At 59.2% G+C, this 17,932-nt stretch carries 14 protein-coding genes; 6 read left to right on the top strand and 8 right to left on the bottom strand.

The genetic code is table 11. The features are described 5' to 3' along the window. The first annotated feature begins 4 nt into the window (after positions 1 to 4). Together AB4Z13_RS20780 and AB4Z13_RS20775 are read left to right on the top strand one after the other, a co-directional pair. Entirely contained in the window at positions 5 to 475 is a 471-nt protein-coding gene (locus AB4Z13_RS20780; protein WP_007823411.1) for a GNAT family N-acetyltransferase, read from the top strand. A 30-nt stretch (positions 476 to 505) separates the two neighbouring features. Then, entirely contained in the window at positions 506 to 2,527 is a 2,022-nt protein-coding gene (locus AB4Z13_RS20775; protein ID WP_442206685.1) for a beta-N-acetylhexosaminidase, read from the top strand. A 127-nt stretch (positions 2,528 to 2,654) separates the two neighbouring features. On the opposite strand, the gene AB4Z13_RS20770 is transcribed toward AB4Z13_RS20775, so the two are convergent. Next, complete coding sequence (locus AB4Z13_RS20770; protein WP_025668273.1) at positions 2,655 to 3,116, bottom strand: winged helix-turn-helix transcriptional regulator; 462 nt, start codon at positions 3,114 to 3,116, stop codon at positions 2,655 to 2,657. 85 nt (positions 3,117 to 3,201) lie between these two features. On the opposite strand from AB4Z13_RS20770, the gene AB4Z13_RS20765 reads away from it, so the two are divergent. Beyond that, positions 3,202 to 4,017 carry an oxidoreductase gene (locus AB4Z13_RS20765; RefSeq protein ID WP_442206684.1) on the top strand — a complete coding sequence of 272 codons (816 nt, stop codon included), beginning with the start codon at positions 3,202 to 3,204 and terminating at the stop codon, positions 4,015 to 4,017. A 49-nt stretch (positions 4,018 to 4,066) separates the two neighbouring features. Beyond that, positions 4,067 to 5,068, top strand: coding sequence for an NADP-dependent oxidoreductase (locus tag AB4Z13_RS20760; protein ID WP_442206683.1), 1,002 nt, complete (start codon positions 4,067 to 4,069; stop codon positions 5,066 to 5,068). 212 nt (positions 5,069 to 5,280) lie between these two features. Here AB4Z13_RS20760 and AB4Z13_RS20755 read toward each other — a convergent pair whose 3' ends face one another. Beyond that, positions 5,281 to 6,021 carry a helix-turn-helix domain-containing protein gene (locus AB4Z13_RS20755; RefSeq protein ID WP_442206842.1) on the bottom strand — a complete coding sequence of 247 codons (741 nt, stop codon included), beginning with the start codon at positions 6,019 to 6,021 and terminating at the stop codon, positions 5,281 to 5,283. A 277-nt stretch (positions 6,022 to 6,298) separates the two neighbouring features. Between AB4Z13_RS20755 and AB4Z13_RS20750 the strand changes: the two genes are divergently transcribed. Then, entirely contained in the window at positions 6,299 to 7,210 is a 912-nt protein-coding gene (locus tag AB4Z13_RS20750; protein ID WP_442206682.1) for a DMT family transporter, read from the top strand. 100 nt (positions 7,211 to 7,310) lie between these two features. On the opposite strand, the gene AB4Z13_RS20745 is transcribed toward AB4Z13_RS20750, so the two are convergent. After that, positions 7,311 to 8,513: an ROK family transcriptional regulator gene (locus AB4Z13_RS20745; RefSeq protein WP_113320012.1), complete on the bottom strand. Its 1,203-nt coding sequence runs from the start codon at positions 8,511 to 8,513 to the stop codon at positions 7,311 to 7,313. 297 nt (positions 8,514 to 8,810) lie between these two features. Here AB4Z13_RS20745 and AB4Z13_RS20740 point away from each other — a divergent pair, with 297 nt between their 5' ends. Further along, the gene (locus tag AB4Z13_RS20740) at positions 8,811 to 9,725 is read left to right on the top strand and encodes a DMT family transporter (protein ID WP_442206681.1); all 915 of its coding nucleotides are present in this window, start codon (positions 8,811 to 8,813) and stop codon (positions 9,723 to 9,725) included. Here AB4Z13_RS20740 and AB4Z13_RS20735 read toward each other — a convergent pair. The 5 genes from AB4Z13_RS20735 to AB4Z13_RS20715 are packed head-to-tail and all read right to left on the bottom strand — an operon-like array spanning position 9,722 to position 17,898. Then, positions 9,722 to 10,867, bottom strand: coding sequence for a glycosyltransferase family 2 protein (locus AB4Z13_RS20735; RefSeq protein ID WP_442206680.1), 1,146 nt, complete (start codon positions 10,865 to 10,867; stop codon positions 9,722 to 9,724). The genes AB4Z13_RS20740 and AB4Z13_RS20735 overlap by 4 nt on opposite strands. 10 nt (positions 10,868 to 10,877) lie before the next feature. Beyond that, positions 10,878 to 12,620 (bottom strand): ABC transporter ATP-binding protein, encoded by a 1,743-nt coding sequence (locus AB4Z13_RS20730; RefSeq protein ID WP_442206679.1) that lies wholly within the window; start codon positions 12,618 to 12,620, stop codon positions 10,878 to 10,880. Further along, the gene (locus tag AB4Z13_RS20725; protein ID WP_442206678.1) at positions 12,617 to 13,708 is read right to left on the bottom strand and encodes a glycosyltransferase family 2 protein; all 1,092 of its coding nucleotides are present in this window, start codon (positions 13,706 to 13,708) and stop codon (positions 12,617 to 12,619) included. Before AB4Z13_RS20725 ends, AB4Z13_RS20730 begins: the two co-directional genes overlap by 4 nt. A 6-nt stretch (positions 13,709 to 13,714) precedes the next feature. Next, complete coding sequence (locus AB4Z13_RS20720; RefSeq protein ID WP_442206841.1) at positions 13,715 to 16,726, bottom strand: glycosyltransferase; 3,012 nt, start codon at positions 16,724 to 16,726, stop codon at positions 13,715 to 13,717. Further along, a complete protein-coding gene (locus AB4Z13_RS20715; protein ID WP_442206677.1) occupies positions 16,720 to 17,898 on the bottom strand; it encodes a glycosyltransferase family 2 protein in 1,179 nt (392 codons plus the stop codon). The genes AB4Z13_RS20720 and AB4Z13_RS20715 overlap by 7 nt, the downstream gene beginning before the upstream one ends. Positions 17,899 to 17,932 lie beyond the last annotated feature (34 nt).

Raw genomic sequence — 17,932 nt, 5'->3', positions numbered from 1 at the left:
TTTCATGGATTATCTCGTCAACCTGTCGACCCTTCCGCAGGACACAAAGTCACCCGACGCCATGGCAAAGGCAGGTGTCACCATCCGCCGGGCACTGCCCCCCGAACTGAAGCTGATTGTCCGCTGGATCGACGAGCATTTCGGCGAAGCCTGGGCAAGCGAGGCAACGGTTGCGATGACGCGCCAGCCGCCGACCTGTTTCATCGCCACGCGCGAAGGCAAGCTTGTCGGCTTTTCCTGCCACGAGGCGACCGCACCCGACTTCTTCGGACCGACCGGTGTCGACGAGAGCCTGCGCGGGCTTGGCATCGGCAGGGCGCTGCTCTTTGCCAGCCTCAATGACCTGAAAACCATGGGCTATGGCTACGCGATCATCGGGGATGTCGGCCCATCCGCCTTCTACGAAAAAGCCGTCGGCGCAACTGCGATCCCCGATTCCGCTCCCGGCATCTATGCCGGCATGCTGAAGTCCTGATTTCGACAATACGAATAGAAAGAAACGATCATGTCCACACCGCGACCTCAGGCCCTGCGGCTCGAAACAGTCTGGAATCCGCCGGCCGAGGGCAAGGATTTTTCCTATGTCCTGCAGCTCAAGAACCTCAATGCCGAGCCGCTATCCGGCTTCTCACTCTGTGTCAGCGGCCCCGGGCGGGTCGATCCCGCCGGTCGCGTCGAGGGTGCGACGGTTTCAAAAAGGCTGTCAAATTTCACCGAATTTCATCCTCCGGAAGGCTTCGTTCTCGATAGGGGCGAGACCTGGACGATTTCCGTCCATGCATTGAGCTGGCAGTTCCGTCATTGGACGGATGGTGCAACGAGCGCCTATCTGGCCTTTGCCGACGGCAGCACAGTTTCGCTTGGGCTCGAGCCGACGCGGTCTTCCGCCAGCAATGCACCATTGAAGCGTGGCGCGGAGATCTTTCCGGTACCTGCCACTGTGCCCGTTCAGGTTTCAATCATTCCCTGGCCGAACCACGTCGCCGTCGGCTCGCGCCAGCCCTTGCCGGCCGGGTTTTCGCTGCAGGCCGACGATCCGGACGCAAAAGCGGCTGCCGACAGCTTCAAGGCGCTGGTCGACCATCTCTTCGCTGTCGAGGGCATCATCCGCACTGCCGCGGAAGGCGCTTCAAGCGTCAGCTTGAAGAAGACTGCCGGTTTCGGCCCCGAAGCCTATCGGCTGAGCTTCGAAGGCGAGGCGATCACCATCGAGGCGAGCAGTCGCGCCGGTTTTCTCTACGGCCTTGTGACGCTCGGGCAGATCTGGCGCGGTGCGCGCCTGCATCCGAGAACCTTCCAGTTCCCCGCCTCGGGCGAGATTGTGGATGAGCCGTCGATGGGCTGGCGCGGGCTGCATCTCGATGTTGCCCGCCAGTTCTATAGCGAGGCAGAAATCAAGAAGCTGATGGCGGTGCTAGCTTGGAACAAGCTCAACCGTTTCCATTGGCACCTCTCCGATGACGAAGCCTGGCGCGTCGAGATCGATGCCTATCCGGCACTGACCGAAATCGGTGCGTGGCGCGGTCACGGTCTTGCCCTGCCGCCGCTGCTCGGCTCCAGCCCGGCCCGCACCGGCGGCTACTATACCAAGGCTGCCATTCGCGAGATTGTCGCCTACGCACAAGGGTTCGGCATCGAAATCGTGCCGGAGATCGACATACCAGGCCATTGCTACGCCATGCTGCAGGCCGTACCGGAACTGCGCGATCCGCAAGAGGCCGGCAGCTACTATTCGGTTCAGGGCTTCCCGGACAATTGCATCAATCCCGCCCGAGAAAAGACCTATGAGGTCATCGAAACGATCTTTTCGGAACTCATCGAGCTTTTCCCCTTCAAGACCATCCACATCGGCGCCGACGAAGTGCCGCTCGGCGCATGGTCGGGCTCGCCGGAGGCGCTCTTGGAGCTGCGTTCCCTCGCCGGTGATGAGGTTGCCGATGCGCATGCCAAGCGCCTGAACGTCATCACCAATACGCATGGCGCTGATGATATCCATGGTTCGGGTGCGGCCTTCCTGCAGGCAGAGTTCCTGAAGCGCATTCAGAACTTCCTCGCCTCCAAGGGCTGCATTACCGGCGGCTGGGAAGAAGCGGCGCATGGCGACGTCATCGACAAATCGAAGAGCTATCTTTGCAGCTGGCGTAATGTCGAAGTCGCGGCCGAACTTGCCAATCGTGGCTATGAGATCGTCGTCTGCCCGGGGCAGGTCTATTATCTCGACATGGCGCTGCGGCCCGACTGGGATGAGCCGGGCGCCAGTTGGGCCGGCACGTCGGATGCTGAGAAGATCTATACGTTCGACCCGGTCGGCGGCTGGACGGAAACCCAGAAGCAGAAACTTCGCGGCATTCAGGCCTGCATCTGGTCCGAACCGATGACCGATCGCGCCGTCTTCGATCGGCTGGTCTTTCCTCGCCTGTCCGCGCTTGCCGAAACGGGCTGGACGAAACCGTCGTCCAAGTCGTGGGAGCGTTTCAGGGCGCTCGCTGGGCTGATGCCGCTGCTCTACGGGCTGCAGCAGTCGTAAGCTCGGGTTAGGATTGAGGATCATTTTTTGCCATCACCGGAGACGGTGATGGCAATGGATACGGACATTGCTCTCAAGCTGCGAGCTTGAGCGTCGCAGACCCACCGAAGCAAGCCTGCGTCGGCAGTCAGTCCTGTTGATCCTGCGGTGGAGCGGCGCATCCGGGTTCGGCAATGCGAATGGGGCGGGTTCCAACAGGAGCGCCGGTTGCGCGATCGATGGTGACGGGATCGATCTCGGTTCCGGTTTCAGCATCGAAGAAGCGGGTGACTTCGCCGCCGCCGCGGTGCTTGCGGCCCCATGCGCCGATCGCAAACAGAACTGGTAAAAAGTCGCGGCCGGCCTCTGTCAGCACATATTCGTCGCGCGGCGGGCGCTCGGAATAGCGACGTTTTTCCAGCAGCCCTTCCTCCGTCAGCGATGACAGCCGCCCCGTCAGCATCGTCGGGGCAATGCCGAGGCTTTTTCGAAAATCATCAAAACGGGTCAACCCGGCATGGGCGTCGCGCATGATCAGCATGCTCCACGCATCGCCCACGAGGGCCAGGCTGCGAGCGATCAGGCAGGGCTGATCCGAAAGTTTTTTCATGTCGATATCTTTTTAGTAGTGACTTGCTATCAATTTAATAGTAACAGAAAGCGCATCGATGTTCCATGACAAAACGAAGGCAGAGATGAGCAAGAGAGAACGCGGCATTGCCCTGGTCACCGGGGCGTCCTCCGGCATCGGGCTGGTGACGACGAAAGCGCTGCGGCGCGACGGTTACCGTGTGTTCGGCACCAGCCGAAGGTCGATGCCCGATACCGCCGACGGGATCACGATGCTGATCTGCGATGTCATCGACGATCAATCCGTGCAGGGCGTCGTTGACGAGGTTCTGAGCCGGGCAGGGCGGATCGATCTTCTCGTCAACAATGCCGGGATCGGCCTGCTTGGTGGCGCCGAGGAATCGACGACGGCGCAGGCGAAATCCGTATTCGACGTCAACGTCTTCGGCACCATACGGATGACGAATGCGGTGCTGCCGGTGATGCGGCGGCAACGTAGCGGCCGGATCGTCAACCTGAGCTCGATCCTCGGGCTGATCCCGGCACCCTTCAACGCGCTCTACGCAGCAACCAAGCACGCGATCGAAGGCTATTCGGAATCCCTTGATCACGAAGTGCGCACGCAAGGCGTCCGCGTGGTGCTCGTCGAACCGGGCGTCACCCGCACCTCCTTCGAGGAGAACATCACGCGGCCGGACCGGCCGCTTGCCATCTATGATGAGGTACGCGCCGACGCCGAAAAACTGATGCGCGAAATCGTCTCGAAGGGCGATGCACCAGAAGTGGTGGCCGCAATTGTCGTCCGAGCCGCTAACGCGCCATCGCCAAAGAGACGCTACACGGCCGGAAAAGCCGCCGGACAGGTGCGCTTTATCCGCCGCTTTCTGCCCGAGTCCTTCGTCGACAGGAACCTCAGGAAATTCAACAAGCTTCCCGACTGAGCCTTCCTTGTCGCTGTGTCGGCTCACCACAGAAACGAAAGTTCGTCCAATGAAAGCATTCCTGATCGATCGCTACAAGAAAGGCGGCGCCCTCAGGCTCGGCGACAGCCCCGAACCGCAACTGCATGAAAACGACGTGATGGTCGAGATCCATGCCGTCAGCGTGAACCTGCTGGATGCCAAGATCCGGGACGGGGAATTCAAGCTCATTCTGCCCTATCGGCTTCCGCTGGTGCTCGGCAATGATGTCGCGGGCGTCGTGGTCCGGGTCGGGGCGAATGTCCGGCAGTTCAAGCCGGGCGACGAGGTTTACGCGCGGCCTGGCCGGGATCGCATCGGGACGTTCGCCGAGTATATCGCCATCGATGCGGCCGATGTCGCACTGAAGCCCGCCAATCTCAACATGGAAGAGGCCGCGTCGATTCCGCTGGTGGCGCTGACCGCATGGCAGGTTCTGGTCGAGCGTGCCAAACTGCAGAAGGGACAGAGGATACTGATCCATGCGGGCTCCGGCGGCGTCGGCACGGTTGCCATCCAGCTTGCCAAACATCTCGGCGCCCATGTTGCGACGACCACGAGCACGGCAAACATCGATCTGGTGAAAAGCCTCGGCGCCGACGTGGTGGTCGATTACAAGAAGGACGACTTCGAAAAGGTGCTGAAGGGCTATGACGTCGTGCTGAACAGCCTCGGCAAGGATACGCTGGAAAAGTCGCTCGCCGTCCTGAAGCCGGGCGGCAGGCTGATCTCGATATCAGGTCCGCCCGATCCCGATTTCGCCAAGGAGAACGGCTCGGGCTGGCTGCTGCAGCAAGTCATGCGCCTTTTGAGCTTCGGCATTAGGCGGAAAGCAAAACGCCGGGGGATCGGCTATTCTTTCCTCTTCATGACCGCAAACGGCGCTCAGCTCGGCAAGATCACCTCGCTGATAGAGACAGGCGCTATTCGCCCCGTCATCGATCGGGTCTTCCCGTTCGAGAAAACCAACGAGGCGCTGGACTATGTGGAAACGGGCCGCGCGAAAGGCAAGGTCGTCATCGCGGTGAAGTGAGGTCTGGAAGGCCGAAGAGCGCTCGGTTTAGCCGAGCGGCTTTTGCAGGCGTCGAGGCGCGGATTGGTTTCGGAAAAGAGAAGTGCGCAGGCATCCGCGTCGATAGCTATGGGTACCCGGCCGAAAACAGCGGAAGTACCAGCGCCGGCGTTATCCGTCAGAGATCAAGGCTGCCGTCTCGCCACAACGAACACTTGTCAAGCGAAGGGACTTCACTGTCGTTGCCGGTAGGCAGAGGGTGTGACGCCTGTGCCCAGCTTAAATGCCCGTGTCATGTGGCTCTGGCTGCTGAAACCGCAGGCCGAAGCGATCTGCACGATTGGGTCCGTGCCGCATAGCAACGATTTGGCGCGCTCGACACGCCGGTGGGCCACCCAGCCATGCGGGGACACACCATAACTTGCTCGGAACATCCGCTGAAAATGAAAGGCGCTGAGCTGCCCGATCGCCGCCAGATCCTGCAAGCGGATTGCCTCATCGAGATGGGCCTCGATATACTCCAGACTCCGGCGCCGCACATGAGGAGCGAGCCCGCCGCTGATCGTGCAGGGACGCATCCCTCCATAACGCGGATCAACGAAGAAATCGTTGATCGTCTGTGTCATCGCTTCTTCAGCCTGCAGATGACTGCCCGCCACCATCGCTTTCGTCATCTGAAGAAGCGTACGCGCCAAGGCGGGTGCATCTGCGAAGGTCACTTCGGGAAGGGCCATAAGCCGAGCATCGCGGTCAAACATCTCCGCAAACATCCGGCGCATCTGATCGTCGGGAACATACAGATGGACGAATTGGGAGAAGTCGGTGATTTCCCATTCGGAGGAGTGCTCCTGTGGCATGATGCACAGGACTCCCGGACGGCCACGCGCTGCAGGGCTGCCATCCAGACGACGCGTTCCGGCGCCGCCCCTGAGATAGAGACTGAACGTATGACCGTTCGGCCGCTGATAGCTCATCCTGTCGTGTGCATTGCTCCAGATGGCAGCTGATCGCCCGAACCCCAAATCCATAGACTGTGACATCCGCGCAGTGGGAGATGCGGACAAAAACCTGAAAACCGACAGGTGATTATATTTCACCAATTCTTCCCCACACCTGACCATGCCGTGTGCATAGTACCGGCGGACGACCCGCATGGCGAGCCGGAAGTCCGGGCAGATCGATTTCATAGCAAGAATCTGCAAGAGGCCTGCTCACGGTTCGCCTATCGGTCGGGAAAACGAGGATCACTCCATGGCAAATGCCGCTCTCTTCATCGCGACCGTCCTTATATGGGGGACGACATGGATCGCCATTGCGATGCAGGTCGGCCCCGTGTCGGTCTTGGTCTCGGTCTTTTACAGATTTGCGGTCGCAGCGATGATCCTCGTCACCATCCTGGCCGTCATGCGGCGGCTCAAGCTCCCCGCCTTGCGCGATCAGCCTTTCATTCTTGCGCAAGCGCTCTGCCTGTTCAGCCTCAATTTCATCTGCTTCTACAACGCAGCCGCCTCTATCCCGTCCGGACTGATCTCCGTGATCTTCTCGCTCGCAACGATCTACAATGCCGTCAATGCACGCCTCTTCTTCGGCGACCGCATTACAGGCCGCACGCTTCTCGCAGCCGCGCTCGGAGCAACCGGCCTTCTCCTCCTTTTCGGGCAGGACGTTGTCGTCGATTTCGATATGGGCACGTTGAAAGGGATCGGGCTCGCGGCGCTTGGCACGCTGTTCTTCTCGCTGGGCAACATGGCATCGCGTCGAAACAGCGCGGCCGGAATCTCACCGCTTGCCGCCAATGCCTGGGGCATGACCTATGGCGCGATCATTCTCCTCTTCCTCATTGCCGTGACGAAAACGCCGATCGTGGCGCCGCCCAACATCACTTATCTTGCCGCACTGCTCTATCTCGCGGCGATCGGATCGGTGATCGGCTTCACCACCTATCTCATGCTGGTGTCGCGCATCGGCTCCTCACGCGCTGCCTATGCCACCGTCCTGTTCCCAATCGTCGCCCTGTCGCTATCGACTGTTTTCGAGGGTTACCACTGGAGCGGTCTAGGCCTCATCGGCCTGGCGCTGACACTTCTCGGGAACGTGGTCATCTTTGCGCGACCTCTGGCCCGTCGTCCGCACCAAGCCGATGCGAGGCCGTCTGCCTCCTGAGGGCGCCGATAGGGCGGTCATCGATACTTTCGATGACCGCTGCGTAAACATCTTCTTTTCGATCGGAGCTGTGGCGGCGACCTGACCAATGAGCCTCGGCTCAGCCGAGCGGCTTTTGCAGAACGTCGAAGCGCGGATTGGTTTCGGAAAATATCGGCAGGGCGGCGGCGCCGAGAATTGCCGTATCCTTGCCGGTCATGCCGATCATGACGCGAGGAATGGTCCGCTTCTGGTTGGGGTCGATCGGAATGTGCAGCGGCTCCAGCCGCTCGGCGAGCCGCTGCATCAGCGATGTCGATATGCTGCCCCCAAGCACGATGGTCTGCGGATCAAAGGCCAGTTCCAGAAAATCGACGGTCTGCCGCAGCGGCTGGACGGCCTGGTCCAGCCAGGCATCCAGACCTTCGCCGCCTTTGGCGATCAGCGCATCGAGTTCATCTGGCAAAAGCTCTTCAGCATTCGCAATGCCCATGAATTCATATGCGACAGTCGGCGACACGTAACGATCGAGGCACCCGCGCTTGCCGCAGCTGCAGAGCCGGCCATGCGGCTCGACGATGATGTGGCCGATCTCGCCGGCATTCTGCCGGCTGCCCTTGTAGAGGTGCCCATCGAGAAACATGCCGGCGCCGATGCCGCCGCCGCCTGCAAGAAAAAGATAGACGAAGCTACTGAAGCCGCGGGCAACACCATGCAGGCGCTCGCCGATGGCAGCCGCCGTTGCGTCATTCTCGACAAGCACCGGCACCTTGACGCGCCGTTCCAGCTCATAGCCGACAGGGAAGTCCTGCCAACCGGGCAGGTTCTGCGGGCTGAGCGACGTGACACCTCCCTCCGCATAGCGGCCGGGTAGGGCCATGCCGACACCGAGCAGCCTGTTGCGATCGAAGGAGAAAGCTTGCTGCAGATCCTCGACAATAGAACCGAGGACAGGCATCGCCTGTTCGGGATCGGGATGTTCTACATGACGCTCGATGCGCGCACAGACGGCGCCCGAGAGATCGGTCAGCACACCGCTGGCACGCTGGCGGCCAAGTTCGAGGCCGATCGAATAGGCACCGTGCGGGTTGATCGAGTAGGGAATGATCGGCTGGCCACGCGCAAGCTTCTGCGCTTTCGCTGGCACGAGCAGGTGAGAACGCTGCAATTCCTCGACGATGTTCGAGACCGTCTGCGCCGTCAGCGCGGTCATACGGGCGATCGCGGCGCGCGACAGCGGACCGTTGGTACGGATAGCCTCAATCACGACACGCCTGTTGTGTGACTTGGCCTGCTCGAGATTGGTGCCTGAAATCGCTTTCATGATGTCTTTATGTAGGTTGAGTATCACCATTGCCACAAGACGACCATGTGAGGAAGGGGAGAAGTGTGCAGTCTTTTCAATGTGATCGCGCCGACAATTGATACCGATTGTTTCGCCGGTTCTTAAAGTATCACTTTAACGGCTGTGTCGCGGAGATCGATGCTGTTGACGGCGTCGGACAGGTGTCGAATTCCCCGGCGTGATAGGAGATCGGTGATGAAAATCGCCTGCCAGCAATCGACGGCGCCAGGATGAAGTTCTATGGCAGAAGGAAAGCCTAACCAATTGGGACGAATCATGAATTTGCGCATCAGCCGCACCGCGGAAAACACGGTACTCTTCGGCGTGCTGCTGATGCTTTTCGGCGATTTCCTGTTTTCGCTCAACGACGCCATGGGCAAATGGCTGGTGGCGAGCTTCGCGGTCGGTCAGGTCCTGGTGATCCGTTCGCTCGGCTCCTTTCTGATCCTTGCGCCGATGATTGCCAGGCAAGGACCTCGCTCGCTATTTCAGGTCGAGCGTGTGCCCCTGCAGATCCTGCGGGTGATCCTGACGACAGGGGATGTCGCGTTTTTCTATGCCGCGGTCGCCTACCTTCCGCTCGCCGACGTCATGACCTTCTACATGGCCGGCCCCATCTATGTAGCCGCCCTTTCGCACTTCTTCCTCGGCGAAACGATCGGCTGGCGCCGCTGGCTCGCCGTCATCATAGGCTTTATCGGCGTCGTGATAGCGCTGAGACCCTCGACGGAGATGTTATCCTGGCCGTCGATCTTCGGCCTGATCGGCAGCCTTTCCTTCGCGCTGACGCTGATCCTCGGCCGTCGGCTGCGACAAACAGGTGACGCCACGCTTGTGACATGGCAGACGGTCGGTGCCCTCGTCACCGGTCTAATCCTAAGCGTGGGCGACTGGCGGGCCATGTCCGCCCTCGACTTCGTCGCGATGCTGGCGCTAGGCATCGTCGCGGGGAGCGCCCATATGATGATCACGCGCGCGCTGAAGCTTGCCCCGGCCTCCCTGCTTGCGCCGCTGCAATACAGCCTGCTGCTCTGGGCAATCGTGCTTGGCTATGTTTTCTTCGGCGAATTGCCGGACAGTCAGATTTTGATCGGTTCCGTCATCATCGTTCTCGCGGGCCTCTTCATCTTCCATCGCAAGAACATCGTGGACGTCACGCCCAAAGCCGACGTTCCGCCCGATGGTCATTAGGGGTCAGGCGGTCTTGTGGCGATTTCACCGCTGGGGAAGTCTACCCGCTCATCGCTCTCACGGATTGAACTCAGCCTGGCATCCACAACAGTCAGTCGCATCAGATGACGTCGTGACGACAGGGTCTCTTCCGGGCCTTCTACAGGCGAAGGGATGATCTGTTCGTCGAATTTCGATTTGCTCAACATGTCATGCACCATTCCTGGCTTGGGAGCATGGCGCTGCTTCATGACAAGCAGGATGGCTTGCCTTACGAGACTGAGCATAAAACGCGGGTTTTGAAAAATCCGCCAAGCGGTCACCATTGACAGATGCAGATTCCCCGCCTTTCTGTACTGCCGGAATGCATATTTTTGAGTAAGCGCGATAGCGCTTCTGGCTGCGTATCTCGGAAGCTGCGGATTTGCGGCGATCGAGCGCTTGATTACTTCCAGAAGACCTTGAGCCATTCGCGTGTAATTGGACGACATGTTGCCGGGATATTTTCTGTATCCCACCAGGCGTTCGGGAACGACTTCCATGCAATAACGTGCGGCAAGCCTGAGTTCGAAATCGACGTCTTCGCAGCCTCCAATACCTGCAGCTGCGTATGAGCTATCAAACCCACCGATCTCAAGCGCAACGTCCCGTCGCACGAGAAGCGCGCTTCCGTTACCTATATATTTGAAATTCAGATGCCGGGCATAGATATAGCCCCTTGCGATTTTGGATCCGCCGAGCCCAATGATCTCGTCGTCCTGATCGACGATATAATGCAGCACATAGACCGCAGCCCATCGCGGCGATAAGCGATTGAGAGCGTTGACCTGCTTCTCGATTTTCGTCGGATGCCAGAGATCGTCGGCGTCGAGGAATGCTACAAATCGACCTGATGATGCGCTGATTCCAGTATTCCTTGCGGCAGCGACACCGCGGTTTGGTGTGGACAGGAGGCGGATGCGTGAATCCATCATCGCTATCTGCTCGACCAGTTGTGCCGTGTCATCCGTGGAGCCGTCATTGACAACAATGATCTCCAGGGCGGCATAGGTCTGGCGCGCAGCGGATCGAAGCGTGCGCTCAATATACGCGGAAGCGTTGAAGGCCGGAATGACCACCGAAACCAAGGGCTGGGTGGAGTAAAAAGCGTCTCCTCTATCCATTGATTATTCCTTATACCGCTGGCGAGACGAGACAGATCTGATGCTTCATCAGGCTGGCGACGGACGATCTATGGCTGACGATGATCAGTGTTCGGCTCTGATATTCCCTGAGCAGAAGGGAAAGCACCCGTGCCTCGGTCGCCTCGTCAAGCGCGTTGGTGGCTTCGTCGAGGAGCAGTATCTCAGGCCGGCCGGCGAGTGCACGCGCCAGGCCAATGCGCTGCCGCTGGCCGCCCGAAAGCCTTATCGCCTCATCGCCCAGCCATTCATCGAAGCCGGAAGGCAGTTTCTCGATGAACTCAGTCGCGCAAGCCACATCTGCCGCCCAGCGGACATCTTCCTCGGAAATTTCGCGGCGGAACCGGATGTTGTCGAGGACCGTACCTTCCATCAATTCGACGTCCTGGCCCGAAATCGAGAATAGCCGCAGCCAGCTCGATCGTTCGATGGTCGAAAGATCCCTGCCGTCGAAGGTTATGCGCCCCTCACTCGGCTGGATGAGATCGAGCAGCATGTTGAGGATGGTTGTCTTGCCGGAGCCGCTTGGCCCGGTCAGCGCGGTCGTCTCTCCTGTCCTGATGGAGAAGCTGGCTCGGCTGACGGCAGAAACGCTGCTGCCTTCATATGAGAAGGAGACATCATGGAAAGCGATTTCCTTCTGCAGATGTTGGAGTTTTTCTCCGCAGGCGACCTGTCTGGCATCGTCCGCCTCGGAAATTATCGCCAGCACGTTCTGTAGAGGTGCCTCCAGGGCATGCAGGCCAAGGATCTGGGAATCAAACTCCTTGATATACGGTTGAAGCCTGTAAAGAAGGATGGTCGCCGACAATGCTGCTCGGAAGTCTACCGGCAGAAATTGCGAAGACAGGATAATCGTCAGGATAACCCCGAATGTCAGCACCTCGCTCAAAAGCGAGGTTGCCGCACTCATCCGGTCGGAATGGGACCAGGTTTTCCCGACATCCGTGGAAAGCGCATCGAAAATGCTTTCGTGGCGCTTTTCCAGGCCGAAGCTTTTCACAGCCTTTAAGGTCTGCAGCGTGGTCCAGGTTAGTTGTGTCAGGTCCTCCACTGCCGAAATGGCGGCCGCGCCTGTACGCCGATATGCTTCGGCAAACAGGCCGAGGGTCAGATTATGGACAACGCCGAAAATAAGCCCGAGCACGGCGATCGGCCATGCCATCACGAGCATTCCGGCACCGAAGATGACGATGGTCCCGAGATTGATACCAAGGCGAACCAGGCTCGCGTGAGCCGAAGCGACCGCATAGGATTCCGTCGCGATGACATTCATGAGGTCGCTGCGTTCGTAATGCTGAAAGCGCTGAAATGGGATCGTCAGGATTTTTGAATAAAGACGATGCCGAATGCTGCCACTGATTTGATGGCTGACGGTGCTCGCGATGATCGAATTGGCGAAACCCAGAACGATCCTGAGGATGATCGCGCAGATCAGGATGGTGACCAGCATCGATTTCGATATCGCGGTTTCAAACCCACCGAAAAATGCAGGAAGTCCGGCGATTGCAGTACTGGAAGAGGAGCCCTGCTGGCCGAGAACAAAAACGAGGCTCACCAGGAAGGTGATCCCGACCATTTCCATCAGACCGCTCAGGATCCCGACCACGACCATCCCCGACGTCTTGAGCCGAAGCGACGGCACGAGTTTCAGAAGCTCGCGGAAGCGGGCTGCGACGATCAGATTGAAGGCGCCTGTCGGCTTGGCGGAAACGGATTTTTGCAGTGTCATCATGCACCACCTCCGCGCGGTTCCATGAACACGCCAGTCTGTCCAACAGCCGCCGCTTCAAAACGGTCACGGAATGACGAGCCATTCTCGGGGAAAGCGATGACTGTCATTGCTTCCCGCATCGGCGCGGCAGGCCGCTTTCCGGTCACGCGTCCTGACAATCGATTTGCCAATCGTCGTCCGCGGCCTTCGACTGAGCGCCAGACAAGACCTGCACCATGAATGGCGAGCCTCAGAGGGAAGCGCCCAGCCATCATCGGCGCCAGTTTTCTGACCTGATCATGGTCTTTGCTGGAAAGCGCCTTGTGGAAATACCACCGTGCCGTATCGAATTCGGCGGTAGTGGCGGCGGCGGCAAGATGCGGGTGGCGTTTTTTGACCTCTGCCATCACCAGGGCGTGAGATCTCAGCATGCGACAGGCATTGCTCGACATGTTTCCCTGAGTAAAACGATATCCCGTCAGAAAATCAGGGACCGGGGCGAAAGGCAGCCTTTCGGCCAGCGCCAGATAAAGCTTCTGATCTTCGCATCCCTCCGCCTTCTGATCGCGCAGTGACGGATCGTAGCCACCACATGCCAGGACATCCGCACGCGGCATGAGCGGCGTGCTGCCGTTACCGATAAAATTCTCCCGAACCATGGTTTCGAAGACGTAGCCCTGGTAAAGCACAGGTTTTGAATGGGCGAAAATCACGTCATTCACATCGATGGCCGCGTACCAGTTGTAGGCGACCCCATGCCCGTCGGGGAGGCCCGCAAGCGCTCGGAGCTGCAATTCGATTTTGCAGGGATGCCAGAGATCGTCGGCATCGATCGGGGCAATATAGCTGCCGGCCGCTTCGCGGATTGCCAGGTTGCGGGCGCGTGCCACGCCGCCGTTTTCTTGTCTCAGGACCCTGATGCGCGAATCTTGGAGGCGATATTCGCTGGCCAGTTCGTAGGTTCCGTCCTCAGAACCATCGTCGACCACGAGAATTTCGAGGCATTCATGGGTCTGGTTCGATACGCTGCGAAGTGTATTCGCGAGTGTTTTCGCAGCGTTATAGGCAGGAATAACGACCGTGACCAAGGGGAGCGAATCGACGTTCATGGTTTGCTATCCAATGAAGGCGTCGGGTTGGCTCATCAGCTCGGCGAAGGCCTGGAGAGGACGGTCCCCGCGAACTTCAAGGCGTGGCAGGGATAAGGGGTGGTCCGAGAAGCTCGTCCTCGCGGGTTTTGTTGAAAAGCCGATCTCGTAACCGGCTTGAGCAAGAATGCCAGGAACGCGGAAATCGGTGGAACCGAAGGGAAGGGCGATGGACATCACGGCCTCGCCCAGCCGGCTTTCCAGCGCATCGCGCGAAAGGACCGCTTCGCCCATCAATGTAGCATTGTCCAGCGAACTTGCCGGCCTGTGAGACGCAAGATGGGACCCGAAACGGATTCCTTGTCGGTGCAAGCTCTGGATATCGGCCCAGGACATCAGCGGTGCCGTATCCCCGTAACCGGCATCCCAATCCGACCTGCCGCCCACCTTATCCGTTACCACGAAGACGTCTGCGCTGAACCCGCTTTCAGCCAGGATCGGGAAGGCATCGGTGAGAAAATCGAGATAGGCATCGTCAAAGGTCAGAACGACGGGTCGCCCCTGGATGGGCTTGCCCTCACGCAACAGGTTGGTCAGGCTCTCGGCCGTCAGCGCATAATAGCCCTGCCGCCGGAGGAACTGCATCTGTTTACGGAAGGCTTCCGGTGCGACCCGAAAGCGATGGAGCGAGTCCGGTCCGTCGAGTGCGATTCTGTGATACATGAGCACCGGAACCGAGGTGACGACCTCATTCGTCCTTGCGGTCTCGCTGTCGACGCCGGCGGGCCCCCAGATAATGTATTTGGCGACGTTCGCATCGAGCGGTACACCATGGGGCTCGATATGCACGACCGGTATTGCCGCATTGCGCTTTGCGAACCGATGGATGGCATAAAGCTCCGTCTCGATCGTTTCTTCCAGAACGAGATCAGGCAAGGTTGACAGGACCTTCCTGATCGTGCCCATGCCAAAGGGATTGTTCCAATCGAAACCGGTTCTGCCGGGCTCGTCGCGCCGGAGATGGGCGTGGGCCGTGACAAGATAGCCGCCCGGTTTCAAGGAGGCCGCGATTTTCCGGCATACCTGCTCCAGGCTTGCCTCGTCGTCTATGAAGTAGAGGACCTCAGAACAGATGATCAGATCCTGTTCGGGCGGAAGTTCGTTTTCTACGAAATCCAGGACGCGAAGCTCCACGTTTGGAAGATCGCGGCATCTCTCGGCTGCCCTTTCCACAGCGCGGTTGGAAATGTCCGCAGCCATCACGAAGCCGACCTTTTGCGCAAGCTTTACCGTGAACAGCCCTTCCGCGCAGGCAAGCTCCAGGGCTTTTTCGACCCCATCCGGAATGAGGCTCAGCGTCTGCTCGTATTTGACCTGTTCGTATACCGAGACATAGTTCCAGGGATCCGGGCGCTCGAAAAAACGTTCCCAATATTCCTTTTTCGTCGTTGCCTCAGGCAGGGCCGTTTGTTCGCCTCTCGCTTCAGAGGACTCGTCGGTCCTCGCGACGACAGGGGTGGCAAGCCGTTGCTGATAGTCGGATTCCGTCTCCAGCAAGCATGCGTCATTATTCCCTCGTCTTCTAGCTGCAGTTTCGACGAGCGCGGTCAGATGTACCTTTTTGAAGAGATGTTTGATCTGCCGCCGTCGCCCGCTGCGCTGTCGCACAATTTTGCCGAAAGCCCTCATATTGCGAACGGCTCCGGCCGTCCAGGAGCGGGCATAGGAGAACGTTAAAGGTGTGGGTAACCGATCTTCGGCCTGCAATTCATCGATAATGAGGCGAACTTGAGTGCGAACCGAGAGATCTCCCCACAAGGGGCCGACATGCGATCCGATATATAGCCCTCTAGCAAAGACGTGCAGCAGCAGCGTATCGGCCCCATCAATCTTGGTGATCCAGGCCAGCTTGTCGATGTCGATGGCAGCCACCTGCAGATGGCCGAGCGCGAAGGAGCGAGACATGTCGGGTGCCGAGATTGACCAGACAACGAGCTCTTCCACCCGGCGCCCGGTTCCGGGCAGGGAGTGCCGCTCTAGCAATTGTACGAGATCGAGGAATGCCGGCTTCCAACGCTCCAGCAAATCGACGAGATCGGCCGGGCGCGCTGCTTTCAGGCCGATCTGCAATCCGTGCAATATCACTTCAGTCAGGAAATTCTCATAGCCGGAAGCGTTGGGAAATTCGGGCAGAAGCTCTGCAAGCGCGGCAAGTTCGTCTCCCGCACAGAGGTTGACTGAGGTGGCCCAGGCGAGCATTCGCAATTGACCGAGCGCAGGCGCCGTCCATCGGGCGTCCTCATCATCCGGCGACAGCCCCTCTTTCAGGCGCAGCGCTTGCGCCCTGCGGGTGACACGGATTGCATCCCTCAGCATTTTCAGCGGATCACCAGAGAGAGAGCCGGTCTTCATGCGATAAAAGGCAAGGCACCTTTCGACCTGCTGGAACGAAACTCCCGCAAAAGCCATACGGAGCCAGAGATCCCATTCCTCGCAAGTCTGCAGTTCGACATCCAAGCCGCCCAGCCGGATGAAAAGGTCTCTGGGAAAGACCACCGTATGAATGGCCAGGGCACAGAAGGACGAGAATTCCCGCTTTGCCCTGTCGCCTGCGAGGTCAGGGGGTATTTCGACACCCAGCATCCGGCCATCAGGCGTGACACGGCGATGGCTGCAATAGGCAATGATCGGTTGCTGGCCATCGGCGGCAACTGGCAGCATGCTTTGGATGAAAACAGGGTCCAGCCAGTCATCCGCATCAAGCATGCAAAGCAGGGGAGCGGTTGCAAATCCGGCGGCCGCGTTACGCGCCGCGGATGCGCCGGCATTCGGCTGACGGTGGATCAGGATCCTGCTATCCGCTTGCGCAAAGCCCTCGAGCACTTCCCAGGTATCGTCTTTCGAACCGTCATCGACGACCACCGCCTGCCAGTTCGACACCGACTGTTTTTGCAAGCTGCCCAAGCAGTCGGCCAGAGTTTCTGCCGCGTTGTAGGCGGGGATAAGGAACGATATGTCCGGCTTTGATGCGGTTACCATGCCGGCATCTTCCAGCGGCGAAGGACATACCAGGCACCGTTCAGGCATCCCAGTATTTCCTCCTTCAGAAAGAAGTTGTCCGAGGTTGCTCCCCTCGGCAGCCGTTTCCTCAACTTTCGAAGATAATACCGGGGCATGGCTAAGAGGATGCGCCGCAGATTGCCTCGGTTTCCGGTATTCTGGTACTGGATCAGCAGGGCCGCCACATGGCCGCTCATATATTGGCGAATCTGCTTGGCGAGCCCCTTCATCTCCTTGCGATGGAAATGCCAGGAAACCGCGGTCGGCTCGTAGCGACAGGTGCCGCCGTGATGGAGAAGTCGATTCCAGAATTCGGAATCGCCCGAACACCCTGCCGCACCCATATCCAGCCGCACGTCGAACAATCCGATATCGTCGAATACCTGGCGGCGGAATACTTGGCTTGCACCAGCGCCGATCAGCCAGGCAGGCGCCCCGTATGGTGCGCTCTGACGATAGAAGTCTTGACCGAAGTCCTGACGTTTATAGCCTCTGCCAAATCCCCAATGGGTTTCGAATATCAGTTGCGCGGGCGTGGAGAGCTCTCCGGGAAGGACAAGGCCGGTAACGCATCCAATCTCGGGCCGGTCAAAGGCCTTCATCAGGTTTTCCAGCCAATGTTCATGCAGGACCACGTCGTCATCCGTGAAGGCCACGAACTCGGTACTTGCCGCGCGCACGGCGGCATTGCGAGCGAAGTCCAGCCCGACCCTATTCTCGCGCACATAGGTCGCGCCGGCCGCCTCCACCACGCGGCGCGTTCCATCACCGGCTGAGGCGTTGTCGACGACGATTACCTCAACTGGAGGCAGGGACTGCCTGGGGATTGACGCGAGACATCTGGCCAGTTCGTCCGGCCGATCCTTGGTGCAGATCAGGAGGCTGACGTCGCGGTTCCTGATCGGCGCGTGCATCACATTCCGAGCGTGTTCGATGCTCTCCGGCGACACTGCGCGCGCAGCCAGGGCGCCAGGGTTTTCTGACCCCTCGATATAGGCCTGACCGACGGGAAGGCCTGCGGAGACGAAGACGACGAGCCCGGCGCCGATCGCCGGGGCATTCGCACTGACGTCATCCGACGAAAGATCGAGGTATCGGATGGGCACGGGAAAGACGTTGTCTTTCATGTCACGCGGTATGGCGTCACTCATTATTACACTCTGCGCCAGATGCCGGGGAACTGTT

The sequence above is a fragment of the Rhizobium sp. YAF28 genome (assembly GCF_052113285.1).
Taxonomy (GTDB): domain Bacteria; phylum Pseudomonadota; class Alphaproteobacteria; order Rhizobiales; family Rhizobiaceae; genus Rhizobium.
This window is presented reverse-complemented; position numbering and strand designations above follow the sequence as displayed.